This is a genomic window from Streptomyces lacrimifluminis (assembly GCF_014646095.1).
GTDB classification, from domain to species: Bacteria; Actinomycetota; Actinomycetes; order Streptomycetales; family Streptomycetaceae; genus Streptomyces; species Streptomyces lacrimifluminis.
Window position 1 is genome coordinate 12,510 of sequence record NZ_BMMU01000032.1, and the last position, 25,559, is coordinate 38,068.

Annotated in this window: 24 protein-coding genes and 1 pseudogene; 13 read left to right on the forward strand and 12 right to left on the reverse strand. The window is 69.9% G+C overall.

Going from position 1 to position 25,559, the window contains the following annotated elements; genetic code table 11:
- Nucleotides 1–12: 12 nt before the first annotated feature.
- Entirely contained in the window at nt 13–447 is a 435-nt protein-coding gene (locus tag IEY89_RS33205) for a cupin domain-containing protein (RefSeq protein WP_189151246.1), read from the reverse strand.
- A 178-nt stretch (nt 448–625) separates the two neighbouring features.
- Nucleotides 626–1,297, reverse strand: coding sequence for a TetR/AcrR family transcriptional regulator (locus IEY89_RS33210; protein WP_189151247.1), 672 nt, complete (start codon nt 1,295–1,297; stop codon nt 626–628).
- Nucleotides 1,298–1,418: 121 nt separating this feature from the next.
- On the opposite strand from IEY89_RS33210, the gene IEY89_RS33215 reads away from it, so the two are divergent.
- A complete protein-coding gene (locus tag IEY89_RS33215; RefSeq protein WP_229695543.1) occupies nt 1,419–2,468 on the forward strand; it encodes a serine hydrolase domain-containing protein in 1,050 nt (349 codons plus the stop codon).
- Nucleotides 2,469–2,918: 450 nt separating this feature from the next.
- On the opposite strand, the gene IEY89_RS33220 is transcribed toward IEY89_RS33215, so the two are convergent.
- Nucleotides 2,919–3,341, reverse strand: coding sequence for a DUF3291 domain-containing protein (locus tag IEY89_RS33220; RefSeq protein ID WP_189151248.1), 423 nt, complete (start codon nt 3,339–3,341; stop codon nt 2,919–2,921).
- Nucleotides 3,342–3,450: 109 nt separating this feature from the next.
- On the opposite strand from IEY89_RS33220, the gene IEY89_RS33225 reads away from it, so the two are divergent.
- Nucleotides 3,451–4,089: a MerR family transcriptional regulator gene (locus IEY89_RS33225; RefSeq protein ID WP_189151249.1), complete on the forward strand. Its 639-nt coding sequence runs from the start codon at nt 3,451–3,453 to the stop codon at nt 4,087–4,089.
- Between the two features lie 432 nt (nt 4,090–4,521).
- Here IEY89_RS33225 and IEY89_RS33230 read toward each other — a convergent pair whose 3' ends face one another.
- Nucleotides 4,522–5,340, reverse strand: coding sequence for an AraC family transcriptional regulator (locus tag IEY89_RS33230; protein WP_229695544.1), 819 nt, complete (start codon nt 5,338–5,340; stop codon nt 4,522–4,524).
- Nucleotides 5,341–5,551: 211 nt separating this feature from the next.
- Between IEY89_RS33230 and IEY89_RS33235 the strand changes: the two genes are divergently transcribed.
- Both IEY89_RS33235 and IEY89_RS33240 read left to right on the forward strand, forming a co-directional pair.
- Complete coding sequence (locus tag IEY89_RS33235) at nt 5,552–6,340, forward strand: IclR family transcriptional regulator (protein ID WP_189151251.1); 789 nt, start codon at nt 5,552–5,554, stop codon at nt 6,338–6,340.
- Nucleotides 6,341–7,246: 906 nt separating this feature from the next.
- The gene (locus IEY89_RS33240) at nt 7,247–8,248 is read left to right on the forward strand and encodes a TauD/TfdA dioxygenase family protein (protein ID WP_189151252.1); all 1,002 of its coding nucleotides are present in this window, start codon (nt 7,247–7,249) and stop codon (nt 8,246–8,248) included.
- 7 nt (nt 8,249–8,255) lie between these two features.
- Here the strand turns inward: IEY89_RS33240 and IEY89_RS33245 are convergent, their stop codons facing one another.
- From IEY89_RS33245 to IEY89_RS33255, 3 genes are read right to left on the reverse strand one after another with little or no spacing between them, the layout of a single operon-like run.
- The gene (locus IEY89_RS33245) at nt 8,256–9,287 is read right to left on the reverse strand and encodes an LLM class flavin-dependent oxidoreductase (RefSeq protein WP_189151253.1); all 1,032 of its coding nucleotides are present in this window, start codon (nt 9,285–9,287) and stop codon (nt 8,256–8,258) included.
- Between the two features lie 30 nt (nt 9,288–9,317).
- The gene (locus IEY89_RS33250; RefSeq protein ID WP_189151254.1) at nt 9,318–10,868 is read right to left on the reverse strand and encodes a metallophosphoesterase family protein; all 1,551 of its coding nucleotides are present in this window, start codon (nt 10,866–10,868) and stop codon (nt 9,318–9,320) included.
- A gap of 20 nt (nt 10,869–10,888) precedes the next feature.
- Nucleotides 10,889–11,770 (reverse strand): MHYT domain-containing protein, encoded by an 882-nt coding sequence (locus IEY89_RS33255; RefSeq protein WP_189151255.1) that lies wholly within the window; start codon nt 11,768–11,770, stop codon nt 10,889–10,891.
- 272 nt (nt 11,771–12,042) lie between these two features.
- Here IEY89_RS33255 and IEY89_RS33260 point away from each other — a divergent pair, with 272 nt between their 5' ends.
- From IEY89_RS33260 to IEY89_RS33270, 3 genes are all read left to right on the forward strand, one after another.
- Nucleotides 12,043–13,173 (forward strand): substrate-binding domain-containing protein, encoded by a 1,131-nt coding sequence (locus IEY89_RS33260; RefSeq protein ID WP_189151256.1) that lies wholly within the window; start codon nt 12,043–12,045, stop codon nt 13,171–13,173.
- A 183-nt stretch (nt 13,174–13,356) separates the two neighbouring features.
- Nucleotides 13,357–14,388: a hydroxyacid dehydrogenase gene (locus IEY89_RS33265; protein ID WP_189151257.1), complete on the forward strand. Its 1,032-nt coding sequence runs from the start codon at nt 13,357–13,359 to the stop codon at nt 14,386–14,388.
- Nucleotides 14,385–16,310, forward strand: a complete 1,926-nt coding sequence (locus IEY89_RS33270) for a DUF2264 domain-containing protein (RefSeq protein WP_189151258.1) — start codon at nt 14,385–14,387, stop codon at nt 16,308–16,310. Before IEY89_RS33265 ends, IEY89_RS33270 begins: the two co-directional genes overlap by 4 nt.
- A 97-nt stretch (nt 16,311–16,407) precedes the next feature.
- On the opposite strand, the gene IEY89_RS33275 is transcribed toward IEY89_RS33270, so the two are convergent.
- Nucleotides 16,408–16,614: a hypothetical protein gene (locus tag IEY89_RS33275; protein WP_189151259.1), complete on the reverse strand. Its 207-nt coding sequence runs from the start codon at nt 16,612–16,614 to the stop codon at nt 16,408–16,410.
- Between the two features lie 34 nt (nt 16,615–16,648).
- Between IEY89_RS33275 and IEY89_RS33280 the strand changes: the two genes are divergently transcribed.
- Nucleotides 16,649–16,795 (forward strand): hypothetical protein, encoded by a 147-nt coding sequence (locus tag IEY89_RS33280; protein ID WP_189151260.1) that lies wholly within the window; start codon nt 16,649–16,651, stop codon nt 16,793–16,795.
- On the opposite strand, the gene IEY89_RS33285 is transcribed toward IEY89_RS33280, so the two are convergent.
- On the reverse strand, nt 16,781–17,401 hold the full coding sequence (locus IEY89_RS33285; RefSeq protein ID WP_189151261.1) for an L-threonylcarbamoyladenylate synthase: 621 nt from the start codon (nt 17,399–17,401) through the stop codon (nt 16,781–16,783). The two genes, IEY89_RS33280 and IEY89_RS33285, sit on opposite strands and share 15 nt — an antisense overlap.
- A gap of 190 nt (nt 17,402–17,591) precedes the next feature.
- Here IEY89_RS33285 and IEY89_RS33290 point away from each other — a divergent pair, with 190 nt between their 5' ends.
- Both IEY89_RS33290 and IEY89_RS33295 read left to right on the forward strand, forming a co-directional pair.
- Nucleotides 17,592–19,073, forward strand: coding sequence for a helix-turn-helix domain-containing protein (locus IEY89_RS33290; RefSeq protein ID WP_189151301.1), 1,482 nt, complete (start codon nt 17,592–17,594; stop codon nt 19,071–19,073).
- Between the two features lie 302 nt (nt 19,074–19,375).
- Nucleotides 19,376–19,759, forward strand: a complete 384-nt coding sequence (locus IEY89_RS33295) for a DUF6479 family protein (RefSeq protein WP_189151262.1) — start codon at nt 19,376–19,378, stop codon at nt 19,757–19,759.
- Between the two features lie 290 nt (nt 19,760–20,049).
- Here IEY89_RS33295 and IEY89_RS33300 read toward each other — a convergent pair.
- Nucleotides 20,050–20,339, reverse strand: a pseudogene (locus IEY89_RS33300) (cation acetate symporter); the annotation flags it as partial.
- 378 nt (nt 20,340–20,717) lie between these two features.
- Here IEY89_RS33300 and IEY89_RS33305 point away from each other — a divergent pair.
- Nucleotides 20,718–21,059 carry a YkvA family protein gene (locus IEY89_RS33305; RefSeq protein WP_189151263.1) on the forward strand — a complete coding sequence of 114 codons (342 nt, stop codon included), beginning with the start codon at nt 20,718–20,720 and terminating at the stop codon, nt 21,057–21,059.
- 65 nt (nt 21,060–21,124) lie between these two features.
- Here the strand turns inward: IEY89_RS33305 and IEY89_RS33310 are convergent, their stop codons facing one another.
- The gene (locus IEY89_RS33310; protein ID WP_189151264.1) at nt 21,125–22,489 is read right to left on the reverse strand and encodes an FAD-dependent oxidoreductase; all 1,365 of its coding nucleotides are present in this window, start codon (nt 22,487–22,489) and stop codon (nt 21,125–21,127) included.
- Nucleotides 22,490–22,736: 247 nt separating this feature from the next.
- Between IEY89_RS33310 and IEY89_RS33315 the strand changes: the two genes are divergently transcribed.
- The gene (locus IEY89_RS33315; protein ID WP_229695545.1) at nt 22,737–24,755 is read left to right on the forward strand and encodes a DUF1996 domain-containing protein; all 2,019 of its coding nucleotides are present in this window, start codon (nt 22,737–22,739) and stop codon (nt 24,753–24,755) included.
- A gap of 19 nt (nt 24,756–24,774) precedes the next feature.
- Here IEY89_RS33315 and IEY89_RS33320 read toward each other — a convergent pair whose 3' ends face one another.
- Complete coding sequence (locus IEY89_RS33320) at nt 24,775–25,059, reverse strand: zinc-ribbon domain-containing protein (RefSeq protein ID WP_189151266.1); 285 nt, start codon at nt 25,057–25,059, stop codon at nt 24,775–24,777.
- Nucleotides 25,060–25,150: 91 nt separating this feature from the next.
- Here IEY89_RS33320 and IEY89_RS41070 point away from each other — a divergent pair, with 91 nt between their 5' ends.
- Nucleotides 25,151–25,501 carry a hypothetical protein gene (locus IEY89_RS41070; protein ID WP_229695546.1) on the forward strand — a complete coding sequence of 117 codons (351 nt, stop codon included), beginning with the start codon at nt 25,151–25,153 and terminating at the stop codon, nt 25,499–25,501.
- Nucleotides 25,502–25,559 lie beyond the last annotated feature (58 nt).

Genomic DNA, 25,559 nt, shown 5'->3' on the forward strand with positions numbered 1-25,559 from the left:
TTCGGCGACCGGTCACTCGAAGTCGCACCCGGGGTTCGGGGCGTCCTGCGAGAAGGGCGAGCCGTGCGGCAGCACGTACAGGACGTCGAGTACGACGGGCGTGCTGCCGAGATTCCGGCCTATGTGGATGTTCCCGGGACCGGCCGGCTCGTGGATGGCGCTGCCCTGCGGGTACAAGCCGTCGGACTCGCAGGTGGAGTCGAAGTGGCTGAGGGTGCCCTGCTTGACGAGGCCGTGGAGGGGGCCGTCATGGTAGTGCCAGCCGGTGGCCTGACCTGCGGGAATGGTGATCTCCCGCAGGATGTAGTCGGTGTCGCCGATGGTGGTCCGGGCGAGTATGCGGCCCGACACTCCCGGCCCGGGCGGCGTGGCGTGGGCGGTGCCGCAGGCGAGGACCGCGGTGACCGTGACGGCTCCGGCCATGGTGGTGCGAAGCAGGTTGCGCATGGTGGGGATCCCCTCGATGGCGAGAGCGTGAGCGCGTCATGACAGGTCCACGCGATCGTAGAGGGGCGGGGCGGTCGGCGGAAAGAGGGAGAGGCTCCCGCCGAACAGGACGCGCCGGTCACCGTCCGTCCGTCACGTACGGGCGGTCACGTCACCGGTGTTGGGACGGGACGGGGTCTCACGCTCGCTCGGCCACCGCTTCGGCCGAGATCTCCGTCTCTGCCGCCTTCCTGGACATCGATCGTCGCCCCCGGGCGCGGGCGGGGAGCGGCTGCTTGGTGCCCGGACCCGGCGCATCGGTGTATGCGGCGAGGCGGGTCAGGGCCTCCTCGATCCGGGGGGTGTCGCCCGTGACGAGGTAGTCCTGAGTGAGCCCGGAGAGGGCCGCGGAGATGAGGGTGGCATCGATGCGCGCGGCCCGGGCTCCCCAGCCGTATGCCATGAGCTGGTGACCAATGAAGTCGATCCAGTCCTCGATCATGCGCGGGTGATGGCCGCTGACGCGTCCGCTCGCCAGCAGACCGAAGATCTCGTAGTCGAGGCGGACGAGCGGCAGTGCCTCCGGCCTGGTCTGCCAGTGCCAGAAGGCGAGGATCCCCGCGCCCGGCGAGCTCGGCGGTGCCTGGGATGCCCACTGCTGCAGCGCCTCGCGTTGCTGTTGGTCCAGGTGGTCGAGGACGGCGGCGAGCAGGCCGCTCTTGTCCTTGAAGTGGTAGGTGAGCACGTAGGTGCTCTGCCCCAGTGCCTTGGCCAGCGGGCGCAAGGAGAGGCCGGCGATGCCGTGCTCGGTCAGGTGGGCGACGACGGCGTCAAGGAGTTCCGTACGGCGGGTGTCAGGAGCTTGGGGCATCGGGGTCTTCTCTCTCGGTTGCTTGGGGGTCCAGCCTAGATAACAGTCGTCATCAATAACGACTGTTATCCGTGACGGTTGTCATCGATAACGACCGTCATTCACGACTCGGGAGACTCCTGTGGCACCCTTTTCGTCGCTGCGCGCATTCCTCGCCCGGCACCGGCGGGCCGCTGTCGCCGTACCGACGGCTCTGACGGTTCTCGTCGCCGGCCCCTGGGCGGCAACGGCAGCCCTGAGCCTTCCGTCCCCCCTCGCCCTCACCCGTCTGTCGAACACCCCGCCCTCGCGGCAAGGCGCCCTCTTCCCGGCCCGTACGGTGTCCGCGTCCGCCGAACCGGCACCGCTGCGCAAAGCCCCGGTGGCACTGCCGGCCACCGTGCCCTGGAAGGACGGGCGCAAGGGCACCCGGCAATTCCTGACGGACACCCACGCCAACGCCTTCCTGGTCCTGCGCGACGGCCGTCTGGCCCACGAGTGGTACCGCGACGGCGTCGACGCCCAGAGCCGTCACGGCTCCTGGTCCACCGCGAAGTCCGTGATCTCCCTGTTGGTCGGGCAGTCCATCGCCGCAGGACACCTGCGCGAGGACGATCTTCTGGTGGACTTGCTGCCCGAACTCGAAAAGGGCGGCGCCTACGACCGGATCACCGTGCGCCACCTGCTGGACATGAGCAGCGGCATCGACGTGAGCGAGGACTACAGCGGCATACCTAGGTCCGGCACCCCGCGGATGTACCTCACCACCGACCTGCCGACCTTCGTCAAGGACAACCGCACCCTGCGCTTCCCCCCGGGCAGCACGAGCGAGTACCGCAGCGTCGACACCCAGCTACTGGGCCAGATCCTGCACCGCGTGGAGGGCGAATCCGTGGCGGGGCTACTCCAGGAGCGCATCTGGCGGCCGATGGGCGCCGAAGGCGACGCCACCTGGAACCTGGACAGCGAGGGCGGGACGGAGAAGTCCTTCTGCTGCCTGAACGCCGCCGCCCGGGACTTCGCCAAGATAGGACAGCTCGTCCTCGACAACGGCCGGGCCGGCGACCGCCAGATCGTCCCCCAGGACTGGATCGACCGCCTGAGCGCCCCGCGGCGACCATGGCCAACGGGTGGAGCTGCTCCGCCCAGTGGTGGCATCCCAGTGGCGCCACGGGCGACTTCAGCGCGGTAGGCGTCTACGGCCAGTACATCTACGTCAATCCGGCCGAACGCACAGTGATCGTGAAACTCAGCGACCACGGCACAGAACGAGACGAGCAGGAAACCATCGACGCCATGCGGGATCTCTCCCACAACCTGCACCACTGAAGCCCGTCTCTCTCCGCCGACGCGGGAAACCGCTCAGCCCCGAGGCGGCCGACCTCCGCGAACAGCGCCAGGCCCACCCGAGCAGGGAGGTCCGCGGCTGGACCAAGGCCGTACCGATGTTCCCCGAGGTGGTTCTCTTCCTGGTCCTGGCGGCCTTCTCGAGCCGCTCCAGCGCCGCCTTGCCGTCGGCCCGTCGTCGGCTGTGCGTCGGCCTCTTCCTCCACGACCGGGTTCACTTCGGACAACGTCATGGCGGGGAGTCTCCGAAGCTGAGTGGCTGGTCCGGCGGTGCGGCAGAAGCGGGCAGGTGGGGTCAGCCGGTCGGCGAGTTGCCGTCGGCGTCCGAGTGCTCCTGGGCGGCCAGCCGGTCGCGCGCGTCCGACCAGTCGATGGGCAGGCCCGCCGTCGGCGTCTCCCAGAAGGTGAAGACCGAGCGGTTCATCGTGGAGCGGAGGCCGGTCATGACCGACTTGTGGGGCTCGGTCCGTGCGTATGCGTAGAGGGCCTGCTTGTCCTCCCAGGCCGACAGTGTCCAGAACGTGCGCTTCAGCGGTTGCGCGATCAGGGAGGCGCCGTACGCGCCGGGCGCGCGCTTCACCTGCTTCCACGCGGCGAGGGCCCGTAGGAAGAAGCGGGGGACGTCGCTCAGGGAGCGGACTTCGAAGCGGGAAGCCATGACGAACGCCGTGGCGTCAGGAGCGGGCTCGTCGACAGGGGTCCAGGGCAGGGTGGGCATGGCTGAGACCTTCTTCCGGGAGGCAGGGTGAAGCGGAGACCTCATTGGATACCTTCACTATCCATGTTAGACAGTAGAAGTATCCAATGACCAGAGTGGAGCCCGACCGATGCGTATGTCCGAGCTGAGCCGCCGCAGCGGCGTCTCCGTCACGACGATCAAGTACTACCTCCGCGAAGGTCTCCTCCCGGTCGGCCGTCAACTGTCGGCGACGCAGGCCGAGTACGACGAGAACCACCTGCGCAGACTTCGGCTGATCCGCGCGCTGATCGGCGTACGCGGCCTGTCCGTCAGTGCCACCCGGGAGGTGCTGGGCGCGCTGGCCGGGCACACCGCCGACACGCACCGCATCCTGGGGCTCACGCTCGGGGCGATCCGGCTGGCCGACGAGGCCGAGGCGGACTCCCCGGAACCGGCCGAGGTCGACGCGCTGATCGAGGAGTTGGGCTGGGACGTGCACCGGTCCGCCCCTGCTCGCCTCGCACTGGCCGACACCCTCGCCTCCCTGCGCACCCTCGGCGCACCCCTGGACCGGCGGGTGCTCCTGCCGTACGCCCGGCTGGCCGAGGAGACCGCGGTCCTCGACCTTGACCAACTCGACGGAATCGAGGACTCGTTGGAGGTCGCCGAACGCGCGCTTCTGCTCACCGTCCTCCTGGAGCCCGCGCTCATGGCGCTGCGGCGCATGGCCCAGCAGAACGAGTCGGCCCGGCGGCACGCGGGCGGGGCGGACCGGGCGGACTGCTGACCGTGCCTACCGGCCCAGTCTCGCGGCGACCGGGCCACGCGTAGTCGACGGCGGGCGGTCGCCCACGCCTCCTGGCGGGACCGGTCGGCCGACGGGACGGAGGTGCTGTAGCGCAGCGGCACGGGTCGCGCTGGAGGGCCCGATTCGGGAGCGCCTGTTCCGACCCGGCGTGAATCGGTGCACTGGTACGGAAATGGGGTCGAGACAGACGGCGGTGTTTTGGTGACTTTCCTCACCGCGTGCGGCAGGGAACAACCGTCAATAGACGGGTGCGGGAGGAATCCGGTCTCGCCACGATCCTGTCAGTTCGCTGAATCTTGAACAACCACTCTTCCTGGAGAGTGGAATGAAACCGTGGATTACGGGCGGAGAACGCGAGCAAAGCAGGTTACCGGCGAGTCAAGTCCCGGCTGGTCAACGCGGGCGCCGACGCTAATTCCGTGGATCGTCGCCGCGCCGGAATGTGCCGGGCGTCATATTGACCCGGCGCGCGAAGAACTTGCCGAAGTTCGTGACTTCGGTGAACCCGAGCTGGCGGGCGATGGTGCCGACAGGCAGATCCGTGTGGACCAGAAGACGCTTCGCCTCCAGGGCGACACGGGCGTCGATCAGGTCCTTGGTGGAGGTGCCGGCGACGATGCGGCAGGCCCGGGACAGGGTGCGGGGCGTGCAGTTGAGCGCGGCGGCGTAGTCCTCGACCAGCCGGGTCGTGCGATAGGAGGCCTCCAGCTCGCGTCGGAAACGCAGGAAGAGCTCACCGTTCTCGCCGGAGGGGGTGTCGGTCTCCCGGTGATCCTTCCGCTGGCTGCGGCACAGCTGGTCGATGTGCATCAGGGCGACCGCCAGCAGATGCTTGAGGATGTCCTCGCCGAGGCCCTGGTCGGGCCGCCCGAACTCCTCCTGGATCAGGGCCAGCACCCGCTGGAAGCCGGCCAGCTCGTCGTCGCCGAGCTGCCAGTGGCAGGGGCGCAGGACATCGTCGAGCATTCCCATCTGGGCGCGCAGTCGCAAGGGGAAGGTCTCGGTGAACATGACGAGGTGAGCGTCCATGTTCGTCGCCGATGCGAACTGGATCACCTGGTTCGGCCGGATCCACAGCAGGGAGCCCGCCCGGCACGAGTAGCGCGTGGAGTCGATCGTGAAGTCTCCGGTTCCCGACTCGACCAGCATGATCTGGTGATAGTCGAGCCGGTGGGGAGCGGTGGTGAAGTCCATCCGGACCTTCGCGCGCACCTCACCGAGCGAGGTCACGGCTATGCCGACCCCGGGTCTGCAGAGGGGTGTGTAGGGGATCACAGGGATCGGTAACGAAGCGAAATCGACCATGAGCGTTCCGGAATCGACCTTTCTCAGGCTTCTTTAAAAATCAATGATAGGCGTGGCCGCCCGTTGCCAGATCACTTCTGGCGCATGCACGAGTAATCGTCCCCACATGATGTGCAGGTGAAGGGAAGTTGACGGGATGACCACCCACCCCAGCGCCCCCGAGCGCTCGGTTGTCGACCGGACGCTCAGCATTCTCGGCGTCTTCGACCGTGACAACCGCACCCTGACGCTGAGCGACATCAGCCGGCGCTCCGGACTTCCGGTCGCCACGGTCCATCGCATCGTCAACAAGCTCCATGGCTGGGGCGCACTGGAGCGAGGGGAAGAAGGCGGTTACAGCATCGGCCTGAAACTGTGGGAGACGGCGATGCTCGCCCCCCGGTACTCGGGCCTTGCCGAGGCCGCGCAGTCCCACCTCGTGGAGCTCCACGACCAGTCCGGCGGCGCGGCGGTCCTCGCCCTGCGTGACGGAAAGGAGAGTGTCTGTCTGTCCATCCTCTCCAATGACCCCGGTCTCACGGCCTACCGCGGTGGCCCAGGCTGTCGGCTCCCCCTGCACGTCACCGCGACGGGCCTGGTCCTGCTGGCGCACGCGAGTGTCGTTCTCCAGGACGAGATCTGCGCCGGCCCGCTCCGCGCGTACACCGCCGCCACCATCACCAACGGCGCCACGCTGCGAAATCAACTGAGCCGGACAAGGCGGGAAGGCTACGCGATGGTCTGCAGCTCCCTGCACGAGGGCCGGGGAGCGATCGCGGCCCCGGTGCGCAACGCGTGCGGCACGGTGGTGGCGTCGGTGGGTGTCGTGGGCCCACTGAACATGCTCCAGCCGTCCCGACTGGCCCCGCTGGTCATGGCCACGGCCGAGGCGGTCTCCCAGCAGGACCGGACGGAAGGGCGGCGGATGGCGGGGGTGGGCGCGTAGCCCGCCCTACCCCACGCAACGCCGTCCCGCCCCTGCCCCCGTCCTCTGCCGCCGCCGCGATCCGTCGATCGGCTCGCAGCTCCCGACTCCCTTTACGGGAGCAGGAGTTCTTTCCCCCCAAGAGAGGAACATGTCGCGCAATCGGGTCGGATCGGCGGGGCGGGCGGCAACCGCGAGCGGAGGTGCACGGCGCACGTCGCCCACCGGTCGACGTGCGCCGTGCGGGTCGTCCGTCGAGAGGACGGTCCGCACGGCGCGCGCTGCAACAGCGGTCTCAGCCCGGCCGACCGGGCGGCGGGCAGATCGTCCGGGTCGTAGGGGAAGCGCGGCTGCAGCAGCCTGATGGCAGGCGGCCGTGGGCAGCCGATCGTGGTCCAACCCGCCAGTGCGCGTCAGCCCAGAGCGCGTCCGCCACGAGCTTGCGGCAGACCACACAGGCCAGGCCCCGGCCTCGCCGTCGCGGTCCGGCTCCGTCAGCACCGGAGGTGGTAACGGTTCGACCCGCGACTCCGCTTCGAACCTCGAAGGTGAAGGTCTCTCGTGCGGTGACCGAGGTCCGCAGGCATCGACAGCCGCTCCCTGGCGGGCAACCAACGGACAAAGTCACCGGGTTCGGGGACACAGGGTCCGGCAGCGGTCATCGTTGCGGCCCTTCGGATGCGCCCGGGCACTGTGGGGCCCCACGCAGACACTGGGGCAAGCGGTCCCTGGACAATCGGGCGCGGGACCGAATCGACCTGCGGCTCCACCGCGTCGGGGCGACCAGCCGCGACGGCCCCGCGGGTTGACGTACCGGGCGTCCGGTTGAGACGCGGCGCCCGGTCGCCATGTCCGCCGAATACTGACACGCTCACCAGCGAGACCGACACACGAGACCGACACAACGGACCCACGATCGGAGCGTGCATGAGGACGAACCGGCCCGCGAACGGCGAAGTGCCCCCGACCGACCAGGAGTCGGGGGAGGCGAGCGCAGCCGGAGTCGAGGTGAGGCCTGTCGCGGGGCACATCGGTGCCGAGATCTCGGGCGTCGACCTGACCGAGCCCCTGGACAGCGCCGTGGTCGCCGCGATCAGGGCGGCCGTCCTGCGCTGGAAGGTGGTGTTCTTCCGTGGCCAACGGCTGGACCACGCCGGGCACATCGCCTTCGCACGCCGGTTCGGCGAGCCGGTCGTCCTCGGACGGCGCGGCGGCGCCTCACCGCCCGACTTCCCCGAGATCGAGACGACCGCCGACCGGCTGGAGCTGGGCGGACGCTACGGCATGGAGCACACCGAGTGGCTGGAGCGGCGCCGCCACTCGCTGTTGCGAGGCTGGCACTGTGACCACGGTGCCCGTATCGACCCGCCCGCCGCGACCGTCCTGCGCGCCGAAACCGTACCGCCGTACGGAGGTGACACCACCTGGTCCAACCTGGCCGCCGCGTACGCCGGACTCTCAGCGCCCGTACGGGAGTTCGTCGACGGACTCAGGGCCGAGCACCGGCTCGGCGTCGGCTACCAGGCGCGGCCCGGTGACGACGCGTATCTGCGGCATCTGCTGGACCACCAGGTCGCCTCGGTGCACCCGTTGGTGCGGGTCCACCCGGAGACGGGGGAGCGGGTGCTGTTCGTCAACGGCTACTACCTGGAGCAGATCGTGGACGTCTCCCGCGCGGAGAGCCGACTGCTCCTGGAGATGCTCCTCGAACAGGCGACCAGGCCCGAGTACACGGTCCGTTTCCGCTGGGAGCCCGGCAGCGTCGCCTTCTGGGACAACCGGGCCACCATCCACCTCGCCCCCGGCGACAACGCCCACCTCGGCCACCCCCGGGTCATGCACCGCGTGTTGCTGACCGGCGACATCCCGGCCGGCGTGGACGGCAGACCGTCGGAGCCGGTCACCGGTACCGAAGCCGGACGCTGGTGAGGGCGCCTCAGCCGGTGGCCGGCTGCCAGCCCAGTGCGGGACCGAGCCGGGTCGCGATGTCCGTGAGGATCTGGACGTAGTCCTCGTGGTCGAAGGTGAACGGCAGCGCGAAGGCCACCTCGTCGATCTCCTGGAACGCGACGTGCGCGTAGAGGCGTTCGGCGATCTCGGCCGACGTGCCGACGAGGTCCGGCGCGAACATCAGCCGTGCCGGACCCTGCGGGGCCTCGGTCCGTGGCAGCCGCTTCGCCGCGTACTCCTCGTACTTCGCGCGCTGCTCGGGCGAGGCGCTGTCGGTGGGGATCACGACGAGGCCCTGGGAGACCCGGGCCCGGTCGCCGTCCGGGTGGTGGGCGCGGAAGGCCCGGACGCCCGCCAGCTGGATCTCGGCGAAGTCCGGCGCCTCCTCGTGCCCCTCGGCCTTGACGACACTGCTGGTCAGGAAGTTCATCCCGTGCTCACCGGCCCACTGGGCCGACCGCAGACTGCCGCCGCCGTACCACAGCCGGCTGCCCAGCCCCGGGGAATGCGGTTGCACCCGGTCGGAGAACACCTCGAATCCCTGCACCCCGCTGAAGTCGCTGGCCGCCTTGCCGCGTACGTGGTCCAGCAGTCGTTCGACCCGCTGGTAGCTGAAGTCCTCGGCATCCGCCGTGCCGGGGTACAGGGCGTCCTTGATGTGGTCGTAGTTCATCGGTGGGCCCACACTCAGACCCGGGTTCAGCCGGCCGCCGGAGAGGATGTCGACGGTCGCCAGGTCCTCCGCCAGACGCAGCGGGTTCTCCCAGCCCAGGGGGATGACCGCGGTGCCCAGCTCGATACGGCGGGTGCGCTGCGAGGCCGCCGCGAGGACGGCCACGGGGGAGGAGATCCCGTACTGGAGATGGCGGTGGCGCAGCCACGCGCTGTCGAAACCCAGCCGCTCACCCAGCTCGATGATCTCCAGCGTTGATTCGTGCCCTGCTCGCGGATCGTCCCCGTCGAACAGTCCGATGGTGAGAAAGCCCAGTTTGCGCAGCGGCTGTGAGGGGGACGGCACGAACTCCTCCAACGATCGTCGTACGCACGTTCACGCTTCGTCGATTGTGCCAGCCGGCCGGGTCAGCGGAATGACGACCTCGTCCTCGACCGGTGGATCCAGCTCCTGCCTGAGCTTGCCGGTCGCGGAGAAGCAGCGCAGCCGGACCTCCTCGGGAGACACGTCGATGCGCAGGAAGCTCTTGAAGAACGGCGGGCTGTACGTCGCCGAACCGGGCGAGAACAGTTGCGTGTACGCCTTCCGGACCGGGAGCCGCAGACGCCGCGTCCGGTCGGGACGGCGGGCCGTGCCCAGCAGGCCGGCGACCAGCCGGATGCGCCAGGTGAGGCGGACGGACTCGCCGGGGTCGCGCGTCGGACGGATGCCCAGGCGCTCGGCGATCACGGCCGTCGCCTCGGCCTCGGTGAGGGTGAAGAAGCGGCGCAGGTGCAGCCGTCGGCCGTAGATGCGGCTGTAGAAGGCCAGCGAGTCGCCGCGCAGGGGATAGCAGCGGAAGTCGTCCTCGGTGACGTCGGCCACCGAGACGGGCTTGATGGTGTGGGTGGCGTGCATGAACGCACCGCCCCCGCCCGAGACGATGTACTGGATGGTCCCGTTGACGCGGCCGGGCACGCTCACCGGATAGCGCTGGTAGTTGTGGATGTCACCGCCTATCGCGGCCACGAAGTTCCGCTCCGGAACGCGGACCAGGTCGTCGACCGTGCCGCCGCCCTCGATCGGGCAGGGGTGGTGCTCGCCGTCCACGTACAGGGGTGACCCCGTGATGAGGATCTTCGGGACGGGCCCCGAGGACACCTCTTTCAGCCAGCGGCCCTGCTCGGCGTCGAGCGTGCCCAGCAGGCCGGTGTCGATGCCTATGATGCGCACCGGTCCGGCGTCGATCGCCCAGTACGGGCCGGGCTGGACGGACTGTTGGGCCGGCGCCGAGCGCAACTTGCTTGCCTCGGCGAGGCGTTGCTCGTCCACGGCGCTCGGCCTGTGCCACAGCTTCGAGCGCAGCCAGGCGGGGGTCAGCGGGCGGGGCGCGGGCTCGGCCGGGAGGGGCGGGGCGTCGCAGAAGACGCGCATGAACCCGTTCAGGTCCTCGTACCAGTCATGGTTGCCCGGTATCGCGTAGATGGGCGCCGGGTAGCTCTGGTAGGGGCGGAAGAACTTGGTGCCGAAGTCGTCGGTCGCCCCGACGGGATAGATCACGTCGCTGGCGAGCACGGAGAACGCCGTGTCCTGACCGATCGTCAGAAAGCCGGGGACGACGGCGTACTGGGGTGCGTCACCCTCGCCCGTGTCGCCGATGACCATGAAGGAGAAGCGGTCCGGGTCGCTGCGCCGGATCACCTTGTCGGCGGGAGCGCCCGCGGCTGTCCGCTGTTCGGACCAGCGGCTGCGGGTGCGGCCCGTGGGATCGCCGAACCAGGAGGCCAGCACACCGTTGCGAGCGGGCCACAGCGTCCGGGGGTTGACCCACGAGAGCTTCTCGACCCGATCCGGCATCAACTCGCGGTAGGAGCCCGGGTTTTCGAGACCCCATCCGGCGCCCTCGGGGGTGTCGCGGGATGAGTGAGTCCGTGAAGGGTCAACCATCGGGGCACCGTAGCAATGTCCTACAGGCGAAGATCCGTCCGGGTCCGGGGCGGGGTCCGCTGCCAGCTGGGAGAGCGTCGTCCTGTGTCGTGGGACGCCGACTGCTGCGGTATCTGCGGCGCCTCTCGCGCGGGCTGTCGACGGGGGTTCCTTCCTCCCCATTCCCCTTCACCCAGCACCAGCAACGGGTCGAACATCACCACGACCGCGGCCAGTAGGAGGAAGATCGCCGGGCCGATCAGCATCGGCAGCAGCAGCGAGGTCGGCGAGTCACCGGCCCAGGTGTTGGCGGACGTCTCGTGCAGATGCACGCTGACGGCGGCCATGCCCGTGTAGTGCATACCGCTGACGGCCACACCCATCACCAGGCTGGCCCCGAGGCTGGTCAGGAAACCCCGGATGGAGACGGCGGCCCACAGCGCGGCGGTCGCGGCGACGATGGCGATCACCACCGAGAGTGTCACGGTCGCCACGTCGTAGCGGATCGTGCCGTTCAGATGGAGCGCCGCCATGCCGAGGTAGTGCATCGCGGCGACGCCGAGACCGGTCACGATGCCCGCGGCGGAGAGCGCCGCAGGCGTGGCCCCGCGATATCCGACGACGAACACCCCGATACCGACGACGACGATCGCGACGGCGAGGCTGATGACCGTCAGCCCGGTGTCGTAGCGGACCGCGGTCTCCTCGACCTGGAACCCGATCATCGCGATGAAGTGCATGGTCCAGATCCCGCACCCGATGGCCGCGGCCCCCAGTGCCAGCCAACCCGGCTTCCACGAGTCCAGGTTGAGCAGCGATCTGACCACACAGCGCAACCCCAGGGCGCTTCCCAGGCAGGCCATGACGTAGGCGGCCACAGGCGTGACGAACCCGTAACTGAATCCGTCAATTGTTCCTTGCATATGCCAAATCCCCCCGAGGCGCAACACATTGAGGGGTGAAATTCTCGCCTCAAGTGCGAACAAAGCAAGCGGTTACCGCAGGTACTCGGTGAATTTCATTTGACTGATGGTCAAGATCGGTCGATAAGGGATGGGATTCGGCCGGAATCCCTGATTCCGGTAATGGCGCTGCCGTTTGGACCGCTGATCGCTATGCTGCGCGCCAAAGCGTTCAAACGAACATTCCGGTGTACGGGTACGCCGGTGCATCCGGACATGAGGGAGTGAACGGTATGCGCGAGCCGGTCGAAGTGAGGCGGCAGCGGATCCTGGCCGCCGTACAGGCACGCGGCGCGGCCCGGGTGACCGATCTCGCCGCCGAACTGGAGGTCTCGGTGGTCACCGTCCGCCGCGACGTGGAGGAACTCGCCCGCGAGGGCAGGCTCCGGCGCGGCCACGGCATCGCCCGCTCGACGCTTCCGGTACCGGACGCCCGGCCCGAGCCGGTCACCGCGCCCGGGGACGGCGACACCGTCGTTCTGGTCGTCCCCGCCCGCCACTCCTACCTCTACGAGACCCTGCACGGCGCCCGCCCCGTCCTTGAGGAGGCCGGCGTACGCATCGCCCTGCACATCGCCCCGCAGGCCGCCGGCGCCGAACAGCCCCTGGTGGAGCGGGCGTTGGCGGACGGCGCCAGGGGGGTGCTGATCGCCCCCCGCTGGCGCACCCTCGCCGCCGAGGAGGCCGACGCGAAATGGCTGTGCGGGCTCGGCGTGCCGACCGTCCTGATGGAGCGCAGGCCCCGCCCCGGCAGCGCACTGCACGCCCTGGACTCCGTCTGCACCGACCACTGGTACGGCGCCCATCTCGCCGTGGAACACCTGGTCGCCCTCGGCCACCGCAGGATCGTCTTCGCCACCCGCGACGACAGCCCCACCGCACGGGCCCTGCGCATCGCCTTGACGGGGATCGCCGGCGCCCATCCGGAACTCGACGCCTGGACCCTCACGCTGAGTTCGCCCGACGCGCGCCCCGACCGCACGGCCGACGTGGACCGTCCCGCCGTCGACCTGCCCGGCGTCCTGCGTGAACTGGACGCCACGGCGTGTGTGCTGCACGGCGACGTGGACGCGCTGATGCTGGTCCAGGACCTGGTCGCGCACGGCGTCAGGGTGCCGGAGGACTGCTCGGTCGTCGCGTACGACGACGTCGTGGCCGCCCTCGGCAGTACCCCCCTCACCGCCGTCTCCCCGCCCAAGGGCGAGGTCGGCCGGGCCGCCGCCGGACTGCTCCTGCACCGGCTGGGGGATCCGCGCGGGAGTGGGACAGGGCCGGCGCGGCGGATCGAGCTGCTGCCGGAGCTCAAGGTGCGAGGTTCGACGCGCGCGCTGACCTCCGTGGTGTCCCCGCCCGCTGCGGAATGAGCGTTTGACCGCTTTATTTTCTTCTGATCGCTCTCTTGACCGTTTTCCTTGCGCCGATCAGGATTTCCGTATCAGGAACCGGACCTGGCCCGCGCGGTCCGCCGTAGTGGTCCGACCGCGGGTTTCGTCAAGCAGCGGCTTGTGCACCGGAGTTCCCGACCACCAAGGAGTGACCGACCTCGTATGACCGTGTCCTCGCCGGGTCCCGGCTTCCGCCCCCGTGCCGCCCTCGCGATGTCCCCGGACGCCGCGACCGCCGTCGTCGACCCCGCCGCACTGGCGGCCTTCGCCGCTGTGTGCGACCTGGCCCCGCTGCCGGTCCTCGACGACTTCGGCACCGACCGCGCCCGCGAGATCCTCGCCGACGTCGACCTTCTCGTCACCGGCTGGGGCTGCCCCGTAGTGGACGCCGACGCACTCGCGACGGCGCCCCGGCTGCGGGCGATCGTGCACACGGGGGGCAGCGTCCGCGCGCATGTCACCGACGCCTGCTGGGAGCGCGGCATCGAGGTGTCGTCCGCCGCCGCCGCCAACGCCCTGCCGGTCGCCGAGTACACCCTCGCGATGATCCTTCTCACCGGCAAACAGGTCCTGGAACGGGGTCACGCCTACGCCACCACCCGCACCCGCGACAACTGGCTGCGCACCTCCCGCACGATCGGCAACTACCGCCGGACCATCGGCGTCGTCTCCGCCTCCCTGATCGGCCGCCGCGTCATCGAACTGCTGCGCCCCCACGACTTCGAGATCCTCCTGTACGACCCCTGCGTCACCGATGCCGACATGGATGAACTCGGAGTGGAACGCGTCGAGTTGGACGCCCTGTTCACCCGCTCCGACACCGTCAGTCTGCACACCCCGTTGCTGCCCGCCACCCGGGGCCTGGTGAGCCGCGCCCTGCTCGACGCCATGCGCCCCGGCGCCGTGCTCATCAACACCGCCCGCGGGGGCGTCGTCGACCAGGACGCCCTCACCGACGCTGTCCGGGAGCGTCGCATCCGCGCCGTGCTCGACGTCACCGACCCCGAAGTCCTGCCGCCCGACCACCCGCTGTGGACCTGCCCCGACGCACTTCTCACCCCCCACCTCGCCGGTTCCCAGGGCAACGAGTGGCGCCGCCTGGCCGACCTCGCCGTCGCCGAGACGGAACACTGGGCATCCGGCGCGGGATTCCGCCATCCCGTACGACGCGAAAGGCTGGCCTTCCTCGCATGAGCAGCACGATCCGTATCAGCAGCGGGGGCGTCCCCTTCGACTTCCCGTCCGAGGATCGCGAGTTGAGCCCTCGCACCGGCTACACCCGTGCCCACTGGGAGGCCGTGGCGGACGGACTGCTGGCTGCCGCGTGGCGCTGGAGCACCCCCGGAGGCGCCCTGCTCGACCTGCCCGGCGCCCCGTCGTATTCGGGCGTGCGCTCCGACGGGCTCGAAGGTTACGCCCGCACCTTCCTCGCCGCCGCCTTCCGCGTCGCCGGCGCGGGCGGCGACGACCCGCACGGCTGGCTCGACCGGTACGCCCAGGGTCTCACGGCGGGCACCCTCACCCCCGGCCGCGCGGACACCGAGTCCTGGCCGCTCATCCTCGACCACGACGTGCAGGGCCAGCCGATGGTCGAGTCGGCCTCCGTGGCCCTGGGCCTCAGGCTGACGGCGCCCTGGCTGTGGAAACGGCTCGACTCCGCCGTACAGGACCGGGCTGAGGACTGGCTGCGGGGTTCGCTGCGGCACTCGCCCGCGCCGAACAACTGGTACCTCTTCCCCTACACGGTCGCCGGTTTCCTGGAGTCCGTGGGGCGCGGTGACACGGAGACGGCCAGGGCACGTGAGCGGGCGCTGGAGCTGATGGAGACCTGGTACCGGGGCGACGGCTGGTACGCGGACGGCGACGGCCGGGCCTTCGACCACTACAACGGCTGGGCCCTGCACCTGTACCCGGTACTCGACGCCCACCTCGGCGACGACCGGGAGATGTCCGCCCGCTACGGCCCCCGCCTGCGCGAACACCTCGCCGGCTTCGCTCTGATGTTCGGCGGAGACGGCGCCCCGATCCACTTCGGCCGCTCCCTCTCGTACCGCTTCGCCGCCTCCGCCGCCGTCGGCCTGGGCGCCCTCACCGGCCACACCCCGCTCACCCCCGGCACGAGCCGCCGTCTGATCAGCGGCAGCCTCCGCCACTTCCTGGACCGGGGCGCCCTGACCGAGGACGGCCGGCTGACTCTCGGCTGGCACGGCAGGCACCGGGCCACCCTCCAGGCCTACTCGGGCCCCGCGTCCCCGTACTGGGCCTCGAAGGCCTTCCTCTCCCTGCTCGCCCCCGCCGACGCCCCTCTGTGGACGGCCACGGAGGAACCGGCACCGGTGGAGGAGGGCGACCGGGTGCTCGCGCTGCCCGCGCCGGGGCTCCTGGTGCAGTCGACCCGCGCGGACGGGATCGTACGGCTGCACAACCACGGCAGCGACCACGTCCGCCCGCACGAGGGCGAGACGGCGGCCGAGGACGACCCGCACTACGGCCGCCAGGCGTACTCGACGCATTCCGGCCCGACGGCCCTCGCCAACGTCGCCGACAACCACCTCTCCGTGGAGATCGGTGGCCGGGGCAGCGTGCGCCGCCGGATCCACCCGCTGGGCGCGGGCCACGGGGACGGCTGGGGCTGGGCCGCCTCCTGGCACCGACCGGTCTTCACCGCCGGGCCGCCCATGGTGCCGGGGCTGAAGGTGGAGAGCGTCACAGTGGTACGAGGCCGCCACGAACTGCGCGTCCACCGCGTGAGCGGCGCTCCGGCCGGGGCACGCGTCACGCACACGGGCTGGGCGACCGGCCCCGAGGAGGAGGTGACGTCCGCGCTGCACGGCCTGTACGGGTGGAACACCGACGCGGAGAAGGCACGGGCCCCGCAGGGCACCGCCTACACCCGCTGGGCCGTCGTCCCCCGCCTGACCGGCGAGACGTCCGGCACGTCGCTGCACGTGTCGCTGGCGGTCCTCACGGCCGACCCGGAACCCCTTGTGCCGGAGCAGGTGGTCGCGGGCGTCGAGGTCACCGGCACGGCGGTCGAGGTGCACTGGATCGAGGACAGCACCCGAACGAGGATCACCTTCGAGCCGCTGTCCGTGCAGCACGGCTCACAGGACTGACGCGCGCCCCAAGCAGGCGCGAAAAACCGCGCGACCAGCCCCCACCGCCCCGCGGCGGACCAACCGCATATCCGCGGGGCGCCCGGAGAACCGGCGGCTAGGGCAACAGCTTGTCCAGCGCCGCGGGCCCCTCCTCCGCCAGCTTGCGCTCCGCCCAGGCCAGGCTCTGCGGAGTGAGGTCACGGCCTGTCGCAAGCACCAGGTCCTCGGCGGACGCCCCATGCTCCGCACCGGTGTGGAGCAGGACGTCGGGGGTCGTGGTGTCGTCGGAGGGAGAGGGCGAATCGGAGTGCTGGATCGGCATGACGTCTCCTTGCTCGACCGGACCTCCTACCACCATGCACACCCCACGCCCCGCGCGCACCCCGCACCGGAACGGACCCTCCTCGGCGCCGGTGACGATCCGGGGCGCGTCCGGCGTCCCGGCGTACCTCGACAACGACGTCAACGCGTCCCGCGCTGCGGAGCCGTCACTCGAACCGTGACGTGTCCCCCGCGCCGCGGCGCACGATCTCTGCCTCGCCGCTGGAGAAGTCGATGACGGTGGTCGGCTCCGTGCCGCAGTCCCCGGAGTCGACGACCGCGTCCACGACATGGTCGAGCCGCTCCTTGATCTCCCAGCCCTGGGTGAGCGGCTCCTTCTCGTCGGGGAGCAGCAGAGTGCTGGACAGCAGCGGTTCGCCCAGCTCGGCCAGCAGGGCCTGCACGACCGCGTGATCCGGGATGCGTACGCCGACGGTCTTCTTCTTCGGATGCAACAGCTTGCGCGGCACCTCGCGCGTCGCCGGGAGAATGAACGTGTAGCTGCCCGGTGTGGAGGCCTTCACGGCCCGGAACACGTCGTTGTCGACCTGCACGAACTGGCCGAGCTGCGCGAAGTTCTGGCACACGAGAGTGAAGTGGTGACGGTCGTCGAGCTGCCTGATCGACCGGATACGGTCGATGCCGTCACGGCTGCCGAGCTGGCATCCCAGAGCGAAACAGGAGTCCGTCGGATACGCGATCAGCGCGCCGGAGCGGATGCTGTCGGCGATCTGACTGATCGTGCGGGGCTGCGGGTTGTCGGGATGGACGTCGAAGTACCTTGCCATCCAACGAGCTTATGCCGTCGCGTCACCGAACCCGCGCAGGCCCGTACCGGCGACCGGACACGGGCGGGTCCGCGCCGGTCGGGTGAGGTAAATTCCGGACCGTGACGCGGTGTGCAACGTGATCGACCAGAGGAGGGCGGTCGTGCCAGGCAGCGGGGCCGGTGGCGGACACGGGGCCGTGACCGCCAGGATGTCCGGCGACTGGGCGGACGAACTGCTCGACCATCTGCGGCCGGCCGCTCGCGACCTCGGCAGGGTGATCACCTGGCTCGCCGGAACCATCGAGGCGGAGGTCTCCCTCCAGGACGGGACCGGCGCCCTCCTCGCCGGCACCCGGCTGGCGTCGGACGACGACCTGGTGACCGATGTGTCCACCGGCAGAATCGCTTCTGCTGCGGTGCACACCCAGGGGCGCCATGTCCGGCTGGCCGGACTAGGACACCCGGTCACCAAGGGTGTACTCGCGGTGTCCCGGGCCCAGCCCTTCGACCGGCGTGCCACCGACATCGTGGCCCGGACCGTCTGGGTGCTCGAACTGCTCCTGCGGGAACGCGAGACGATCAGCGCCGAACACCGGCTCGACAGGGCGACCGCCGACCTCAGGCTCGCCATCCTCCAGCTGTTGATGGTGGGTGACATCATCGCGGCCCGCCGAGTCGCCGCCGGGCTCTGGCCGGGCCTGTTCGACACCGACACCGCCTGTGTCTACGTACTGGAAGGCCATGCCGCGCAACGCGACGACCTGGCCGAGGACTGTCAGGCGGCGGCGGAGGGGCACGCGCTGATCGTCCGCTGCCCGGCCGTGGACGAGCACCTGATCGTCGTGGCGCCCATCGACCGGGGCCAGGACAAGGCAGGTCCGCAACTCCGCTCGGTCGTCGGGGAGCGTCCCGACACCTTCATCGGCGGCAGCGTCCGCCACGGCCTTGCCGAGACGGCCACGGCGTACGGACAGGCCGTCAGTGCCCTCGCCGTGGCCCGGTTCCGTCCGGACAGGGCCGCCGTGTACGCCGAACGCACGCATCCCGAGCGGCTGATGAACCCGGCGGCGCTGCGCGGCTGGGCGGACCGGCTGCTGAGCCCGCTCGACGACCTGTCCCACCACACGCGCGCCGAACTCCTCGCCACCACCCGCCTCGGGTTCTCGTTCACCGCCGTCAAGACGGCGCTCATCCTCGGCGTCAGCCGCAACACCGTGCGCGCCCGGATGGAGCGCATGGAAGGACTGCTTGACGCCGACTTCTCGGACCTCACCACCCGGGCCGCCGTCCAGCTGGCCCTGAACACCCAGGCCGCGGTCCCCGACGGGCCGCGCCCGCCGGTGGCTCCGCCCGCCGCACTGACCGAACTGCTGCGCACGGAACCGCTGCTGGCCTGGGCGGACAGCCTTGTCGGCCGCCTCACAGCGGACTCGAGGGACCTGCGGCGGACGGTCCTCACCTGGATCGCCGCAGGCGGCAACGCGGAACGCACCGCACAGGTGCTCGGCATCCACGCACAGACCGTCCGCGACCATGTACGCAGCGCGGAGCCCGTCCTGGAACGCCAGCTCCTCGCCGGCGGCAGCGACCTGTACGAGGTCGTCCTCGCCCATCTGGCACTCGGCGACCTCGACGAACCCGCTGTCGACCGGGCGAAGCGGGACCATCCGGACGGGACTGTGCACGAGTGAGTCGTCGGCGTTCGAGAGAGGGCATCGGCGAGATACACACGGTGCCCGGCCGCACGTAGGTTCATCTGGACGCCGGTGCTCCGGAACGCGCCACCTCCCCCGGAGGGGTGTCCGAAGCGCCGGGGCCGACGACGTGGTGCCCGGCCGGGAACACCGGCCCCTGATGGCCCGCGGGTGCGGGGGCGCGGCCGGTACGGGGGTCCGGCCGTACCCCCCGCACCCGCGCCTTTCCGGCAGCAGGGTCGTGGCTGCCGCGGGTGAGCGGTGTGAGTAGCCGGCCGGTTCCGGGGCACTCGGCGACCATGAACACGGCAGAAGCAGCAGACGCGGGACAGGTACTCGCCGCATCGAGCAACGTACTCAATGTGATCGCCGCCTTCGCCGGTGGCCTGATCGTGGTGGCCCTGCTGATCTGGGCCGTCCGGCTGGGAGTGAAGGCCAAGGAGGCGGAGTCGCCCCCGCCCAGGCCGGATGAGCAGCCCAGGCTGCCGGAGACCGGGCCGGTGCACGAGGAGCGGGAGATGCGCGAGCCCAATGAGGTGCCGCACGTCTCGGGGGAGGAGGTGCGGATCGATCCGCACAACCTCGATCCCTCCGGCTCGAAACGCGGCGAGGACCAGACCCGCCCGCGTTGGTCGTCCGGCAGCGGCGGTTCCTTCGGCAGTGGCGGCTCGGGCCAGAAGTGACGCTTCTGATGGTCCCGGGCGGGCAGGCCGGGACCTGTGACGTCCTGCCGTCGCTCCTGGCGGCTTACCGGAGCGTCGAGTCCCTGATCTGAGTCTGGCGCGCGCACAACAGAACCAGCGCGGGGGCACGGGTGTGCCGCGCGCTGTGGTGACCGGAGTGCGTGCAGTCCCGGTGCGCCCCCGCCGCGCTCCGCTCCCTGGTCCTCCTGGGCCGGGCACGCGAACGCCCGCCACGGCACTGACGAGGCCGGCCCCAGGGGAGCCGGGCCTCGCCCCGGGAGCCGTACGCACTACTCGGCGTCGGATCCGATGCCGACGAGCGCGCGGACCTCGAACTCCTCGTACGCAGAGGCTTCCTGGTGGTGCGTCATGACCGTGCCGAGCCAGCCGAGGAGGAAGCCCGCCGGGATGGAGACGATGCCGGGGTTCCGCAGCGGGAACCAGGCGAAGTCCGCCGACGGATAGACGGAGGAGGAGGTCGACGAGACCACCGGCGAGACACGACCAGAAGCACCGAACAGAGCAGCCCTCCGCACAGGCTGAGCAGCGCGCCCCGGGAGGTGAAACGGGGCCAGAACAGGCCGGACGTATCGCCGAGTGAATTCCAGCGCGGCGTATCGCGGCGTATCGGGAACTCTTGTGTCAGTCCCAGAGGCCCCGCCGGGGTTGACGACGGGGCAGGAAGCGGATTATGGCAGCGGCGCTCAGGAACAATCAACTCGCTGTGAATTGCTCTTGGGTACTGGCTCATTCGTGCTCTTCGCGGGTGCTTTGGCGCCCGGTGCAACCTGCGGGAATCCGCCGCAGCTGGATGAGGTCCGTACCGTCCCCGCCCCGGACTGTCTCAAACGTGCCGTGCGCGAGACGTGTGGAGGTCGCGGTGTGGAGGCGCCGTGAAGGGGAAGCCGAAGGGTAGAAAGGTTCGGAGCAGAGGCAGACACGGAACAGCGGAGGGGCGATGGATTCCACCACGACAGTCATCCTGGTCGTCGCGGTCCTGGCGGCGGCCTTGCTGGCCGTGGCGGCCACCGTGCTGGTCCGGCTGGTCCGCACCCGCCGGGATCTGCGCCGTGCGGGCCTGCCGACGGGCTCGCGCTGGGTCTTCTGGGGCGCGGTCGCCTACCTGGTGCTGCCGACCGACCTCGTGCCCGATCCCGTCTACCTCGACGACATCGGCGTACTGCTGCTGGCGCTGCGCAGCATGCGGACCCAGGCGCGGGAGTTCGGCATCGAAGGGAGCCCCGAATCCGCTCCGTCCGGTGGCCCGGATCCGGTCGGCCGACTGGGCAAATCCCGGTGAGGAACGACGAAGGCTCGGCTCGCGGTACCCCCGCGAGCCGAGCCCTGCCGCTGTGACGGCCCTGCTTACGCTCCGCTGGCCCGGAGCATGTCCTCGCGCTCGACGAGCTTCACGCGCTCGCGTCCCTGAGGCTCTCCCAGAGCCTTCTCCGCGGCGTCCAGCCGGTGCCAGCCCTCCCACGTGGTGAAGCGCACGTCCCGCTCGGCGAGAAACGCGTCGACGGCCTCCGGGGCGGGCGAAACCGGCTCGGGCAGGCGGCCACCCGCGTAGTCGGCCAGCAGGTTGGCCACGGTCTCGTTGGCGTCGCCCTTCGTGTGCCCGATCAGACCGACGGGGCCACGCCGGATCCAGCCGGTGACGTACATCGAGGTGAGGGGCTCGCCGGTCTCCTCGATCACCCGGCCGCCCTGATCGGGGACGGTGCCCGACTCGACGTCCCAGGGCAGCTTGGGCAGCTTGTCGGAGAGGTAGCCCACGGCGCGGTAGACCGAACTCACGTCCCAGTCCTTGAAGACGCCGGTGCCCTTGACGTTGCCGGTGCCGTCGAGAGCGGTCCGCTCCGTACGCAGACCGACGACCCTGCCGTCCTCGCCGAGGATTTCGGTGGGGGACTCGAAGAAGTGCAGGAACAGCTTGTGCGGCCGGTCGCCGATGTCGCGGATGGCCCAGTTCTCCAGCGTCTTTGCGACCATGTCGGCCTGCTTGTTGCCGCGCCGGGTCGCGATCGAGCCGTCGTCGTAGTCGATGTCCTCGGGATCGACGATGACCTCGATGGTGGGGGAGTGGTCCAGCTCGCGCAGCTCCATCGGGCTGAACTTGGCCTGTGCCGGACCACGTCGACCGAAGACGTGGACCTCCAGAGCCTTGTTGGCCTTGAGTCCCTCGTGGACGTTCGGCGGGATCTCCGTCGGCAGCAGCTCGTCCGCCGTCTTGGCGAGAATCCGCGCCACGTCGAGCGCGACGTTGCCGACCCCGAGCACCGCGACCTTCTCCGCGTCGAGGGGCCATGTGCGCGGCACGTCCGGGTGTCCGTCGTACCAGGAGACGAAGTCCGCGGCGCCGTACGAGCCGTCCAGCTCGACGCCGGGTATGTCGAGGGAACGGTCGGCCGTGGCCCCCGTGGAGAAGACCACCGCGTCGTAGAAGGCGCGCAGATCGTCCAGGTTGATGTCACCCGGGTAGTCGACATTGCCGAAGAGGCGGATCTGCGGCTTGTCGAGCACCTGGTGCAGGGCGGTGATGATGCCCTTGATCCGAGGGTGGTCGGGGGCCACGCCGTACCGGATCAGACCGAACGGGGCCGGCATCCGCTCGAAGAGGTCGATGGACACGCCGGGCTCCGCGGCCACTGCGGACTTCAGCAACGCGTCGGCGGCGTAGATCCCGGCGGGGCCGGCTCCGACAATGGCCACCCGCAGTGGGCGAGGCATGATCAGGTTCCCTTCGAGTGATGACAAGAGATCTTCGAGGAAGCCTAAACTAAGGCAAGCCTAAGCTGGTACGGGGGTTGGGGTTATGGGCTCATAAAGTGGACTTATGGGCCTCCGGGGCTCCCCTGGGGATCTTGTTTTCTTGGAGGTTCCTATGAATCCGCGTGGTGCTTGAACGCCCGTGAGTCCGCCTGCGTATGGGGCTGGGGATTTCCCTGCCGAACCGGCCATGAAGCGGAGTACTTCCGTGGGACGTAACACGCGCAGACGCCCGACAGGCCCGCGCCGCGCCACCTTTGCGGCGGTCGCCCTGATGCTGGGCGGAGGTGGACTGGTCGTGGGGAACGTGTACGCCTCGGCCACCGAAGGAGGTCTGGGGGGTGACCCGGCTCAGCAGAGCCGCACCGACCGGACCCTGTCCTCCGGAGCCGCCACGATCGACTGCCCGGATGTGGGCGACCGGTTGGCGTTCGTACCGGACGAGGTCCGGTCGGAGGTCGACAACGAACTCGCCGCCCTGGACCAGCAGATCGCCGAGGCCTATCAGCGGCTGCAGGAGTCGACGCAGGCGATGCAGGAGGACAGCGGCTTCGCCGACTCCGCGATCATGAGTCCGCTGAAGGAGAAGCGGGCCGCGACCATCGAGCGGATCGCGATCGCCATCGACCGGGTGGGAGACCGCCCGGAGGGAATCGAGGATCTGGCGGCCTGTGAGTTCCGCGCCTCCGGCAATCAGTCCGGGGAGCGGCAGGACCAGAACGGCGACCAGAACGGCGACAGCCAGGATGGTCAGGACGGCCAGGACCAGGGCGACGACCAGGGCGGCCAGGAGGAGCAGCAGGTCGGCAACGGTGGCCAGGCCGGAAACGGCCCGGTCGCCGACGACTTCGCGGACATCACCACCGTCCAGCCCAACGTGCAGAACCCGGCCCCGGAGAACAACGCCTCCCGCGGCACCTTCGCCACGAGCTGCGGCGTGAACGCGAACGGCCTGTTCAACTCGGACAACGTCATCGTGGCCCCCGGCGTCTCCAACGGCGCACACCACTTCCACGACTACGTCGGCAACCAGTCCAACAACGCGTTCGCGAGCAACGACGACCTGGCCGCGGCGCAGACCAGTTGCGTGGACCAGGGCGACAGATCCTCCTACTTCTGGCCCGTGCTGCGCCTGCAGAACGGTACGCAGGAACAGGACGCCCAGTCTCCCGGCGGTGGTATCGAAGGCAACGCCGGTGAGATCGTCACGCCCGCTCAGGTCACCATGACGTTCGTGGGCAACCCGCGCGGCCAGGTCGTGGCCATGCCCAGGCTGCTGCGCATCATCACCGGCGACGCCAAGGCGTTCGTCAACGGCAACGCCAACGTCAACGCCTCCTGGAGCTGCACCGGCTTCGAGGACCGGCAGCTCAAGGACAAGTACCCGCTGTGCCCCCAGGGCAGCGACGTGGTGCGCACGTTCAGGTTCCAGAGCTGCTGGGACGGCCAGAACATCGACAGCGCCAACCACCGCACCCACGTGGCGTTCGCCGACGCGTCCGGGAACTGCGCCAACGGCTTCCAGGCGATTCCGCAGCTGGTGCAGCGCGTCGTCTACGACGTCGACGCGCCGAGCCTTCAGGACGGTGGCCGTACGGTGCCACTGTTCGCGGTCGACTCCTTCCCCGAGCAACTGCACAAGCCGGTCACGGACCACGGCGACTTCATCAACGTCTTCGACGAGGACCTGATGCGGAAGATGGTCGACTGCATCAACACCGGCCGGCAGTGCGGCGCCGGTTCCTCGAACGGCGAGGACCCGGGCAACACCCCCGCGCCGACTCCCGACCCGCCGTCCGGTGGCACCGACGAGCCGACTGCCGACCCCACGGTCACGCCGGGCGACGACGAGACGCCGGAGCCCTCGGATTCCCCTTCGTCCCCCTCCTCGTCCCTCCCGAGTACGCAGGCACCTGATCCGGCGAGCGCGACTCCCACCAAGGAGCCCGTCGAAGCGAACCCCAGGGCCTACACGTCGCCGCCGGCCACCCAGCGTGCCGAGTCGGCGGTGTCGCCGACGGACGACGGCGACGGCCGAACAGGCGGCGCGGCGACCGCGGAGGAAGGCAACGGCAACGGTGACGTGTCCGCCCTGCGGCCCGAGCCACAGGCCGTCACCGGCGATCTCGCCGACACGGGTACCCAGCTGTGGCCGGCCGCGCTCGGAGCACTTCTCCTGATCGCCGGCTTCCTGATGCTGCGGCGCATCCGGCACGCATCACGATGACGACCCTGGGCGTCTCTGCTCAGGGCCGGTAGGACTGCTGCGGCGGCGTGTCGGTCCGGCCACCGACAGCGCCGCCGACGCCCTGCATCTGCTCCGCCTGTTCCTTGGTCACCTTCTGCTCCGCACCGCAGAAGGTGCACTGGGTCGTGTACTTCGTGGAGAAAGGGAACAGGGGCACGAAGAACAGCGTGAACTTGGTGACACGCTTCCGGAGGGCGTGCGCGGAGGGATTCCCGCAGTGGCCACACACCAGCGTGAGTATCGCGAGCTGGTAGAGGTATCCCTTGGTGCCGAAAATGATCACGGTGCAGGTCCTGTCGTCGGTGTAGCTGTTGTCGTCCCGGCCCCCTCAGAAGGGGGTAGTGGATTATGCACTTCCGGTTCATGGTGGGGGCATGACCGAACTGCGGACTTTCCCGCTGCCTCCGACCGTCGAAGGCAGCGACGCCGACCGGTTACCCGGTCAGGCGCTCATCGCCGCCTGGCAGGTCGACGCTATCTTCCAGATCCAGGCCACTCCTGACCAGGATGCTGCCACCGGACGAGTCCTGGACGCGTCCGAGGCGGACGAGTTCATCGACGACGGCACGCACTTCACCACCATGTTCATGCGCTGCTACCCCGACCGCTCGACCACCGCGCGTATCGGGCAGGAGAACCGGACGGCCGCCCGGAGCGGCTCCGCAGGGAAGCCCTCACCGCTTGAACCGTGCCTGCCGCGTGCTACGAGGTCCGGCGCGTTCTGAAGCCGTCCAGCCGCCGATGGGCGGCCCCCCGGGTGGCTGGACGGCTCCAGAACGCGCC

What these genes read in the sequence shown, in the direction of transcription:
- IEY89_RS33270 (WP_189151258.1), top strand. Translation starts at nt 14,385, where the DNA reads ATGAGCAGCACGATCCGTATCAGCAGCGGGGGCGTCCCCTTCGACTTC.
- IEY89_RS41070 (WP_229695546.1), top strand. Translation starts at nt 25,151, where the DNA reads ATGACCGAACTGCGGACTTTCCCGCTGCCTCCGACCGTCGAAGGCAGC.
- IEY89_RS33275 (WP_189151259.1), bottom strand. Translation starts at nt 16,614, where the DNA reads ATGCCGATCCAGCACTCCGATTCGCCCTCTCCCTCCGACGACACCACG.
- IEY89_RS33295 (WP_189151262.1), top strand. Translation starts at nt 19,376, where the DNA reads ATGAACACGGCAGAAGCAGCAGACGCGGGACAGGTACTCGCCGCATCG.
- IEY89_RS33225 (WP_189151249.1), top strand. Translation starts at nt 3,451, where the DNA reads ATGCGTATGTCCGAGCTGAGCCGCCGCAGCGGCGTCTCCGTCACGACG.
- IEY89_RS33210 (WP_189151247.1), bottom strand. Translation starts at nt 1,297, where the DNA reads ATGCCCCAAGCTCCTGACACCCGCCGTACGGAACTCCTTGACGCCGTC.
- IEY89_RS33220 (WP_189151248.1), bottom strand. Translation starts at nt 3,341, where the DNA reads ATGCCCACCCTGCCCTGGACCCCTGTCGACGAGCCCGCTCCTGACGCC.
- IEY89_RS33305 (WP_189151263.1), top strand. Translation starts at nt 20,718, where the DNA reads ATGGATTCCACCACGACAGTCATCCTGGTCGTCGCGGTCCTGGCGGCG.
- IEY89_RS33260 (WP_189151256.1), top strand. Translation starts at nt 12,043, where the DNA reads ATGCGCGAGCCGGTCGAAGTGAGGCGGCAGCGGATCCTGGCCGCCGTA.
- IEY89_RS33255 (WP_189151255.1), bottom strand. Translation starts at nt 11,770, where the DNA reads ATGCAAGGAACAATTGACGGATTCAGTTACGGGTTCGTCACGCCTGTG.
- IEY89_RS33265 (WP_189151257.1), top strand. Translation starts at nt 13,357, where the DNA reads ATGACCGTGTCCTCGCCGGGTCCCGGCTTCCGCCCCCGTGCCGCCCTC.
- IEY89_RS33280 (WP_189151260.1), top strand. Translation starts at nt 16,649, where the DNA reads ATGCACACCCCACGCCCCGCGCGCACCCCGCACCGGAACGGACCCTCC.
- IEY89_RS33310 (WP_189151264.1), bottom strand. Translation starts at nt 22,489, where the DNA reads ATGCCTCGCCCACTGCGGGTGGCCATTGTCGGAGCCGGCCCCGCCGGG.
- IEY89_RS33205 (WP_189151246.1), bottom strand. Translation starts at nt 447, where the DNA reads ATGCGCAACCTGCTTCGCACCACCATGGCCGGAGCCGTCACGGTCACC.
- IEY89_RS33285 (WP_189151261.1), bottom strand. Translation starts at nt 17,401, where the DNA reads ATGGCAAGGTACTTCGACGTCCATCCCGACAACCCGCAGCCCCGCACG.
- IEY89_RS33290 (WP_189151301.1), top strand. Translation starts at nt 17,592, where the DNA reads ATGTCCGGCGACTGGGCGGACGAACTGCTCGACCATCTGCGGCCGGCC.
- IEY89_RS33250 (WP_189151254.1), bottom strand. Translation starts at nt 10,868, where the DNA reads ATGGTTGACCCTTCACGGACTCACTCATCCCGCGACACCCCCGAGGGC.
- IEY89_RS33240 (WP_189151252.1), top strand. Translation starts at nt 7,247, where the DNA reads ATGAGGACGAACCGGCCCGCGAACGGCGAAGTGCCCCCGACCGACCAG.
- IEY89_RS33235 (WP_189151251.1), top strand. Translation starts at nt 5,552, where the DNA reads ATGACCACCCACCCCAGCGCCCCCGAGCGCTCGGTTGTCGACCGGACG.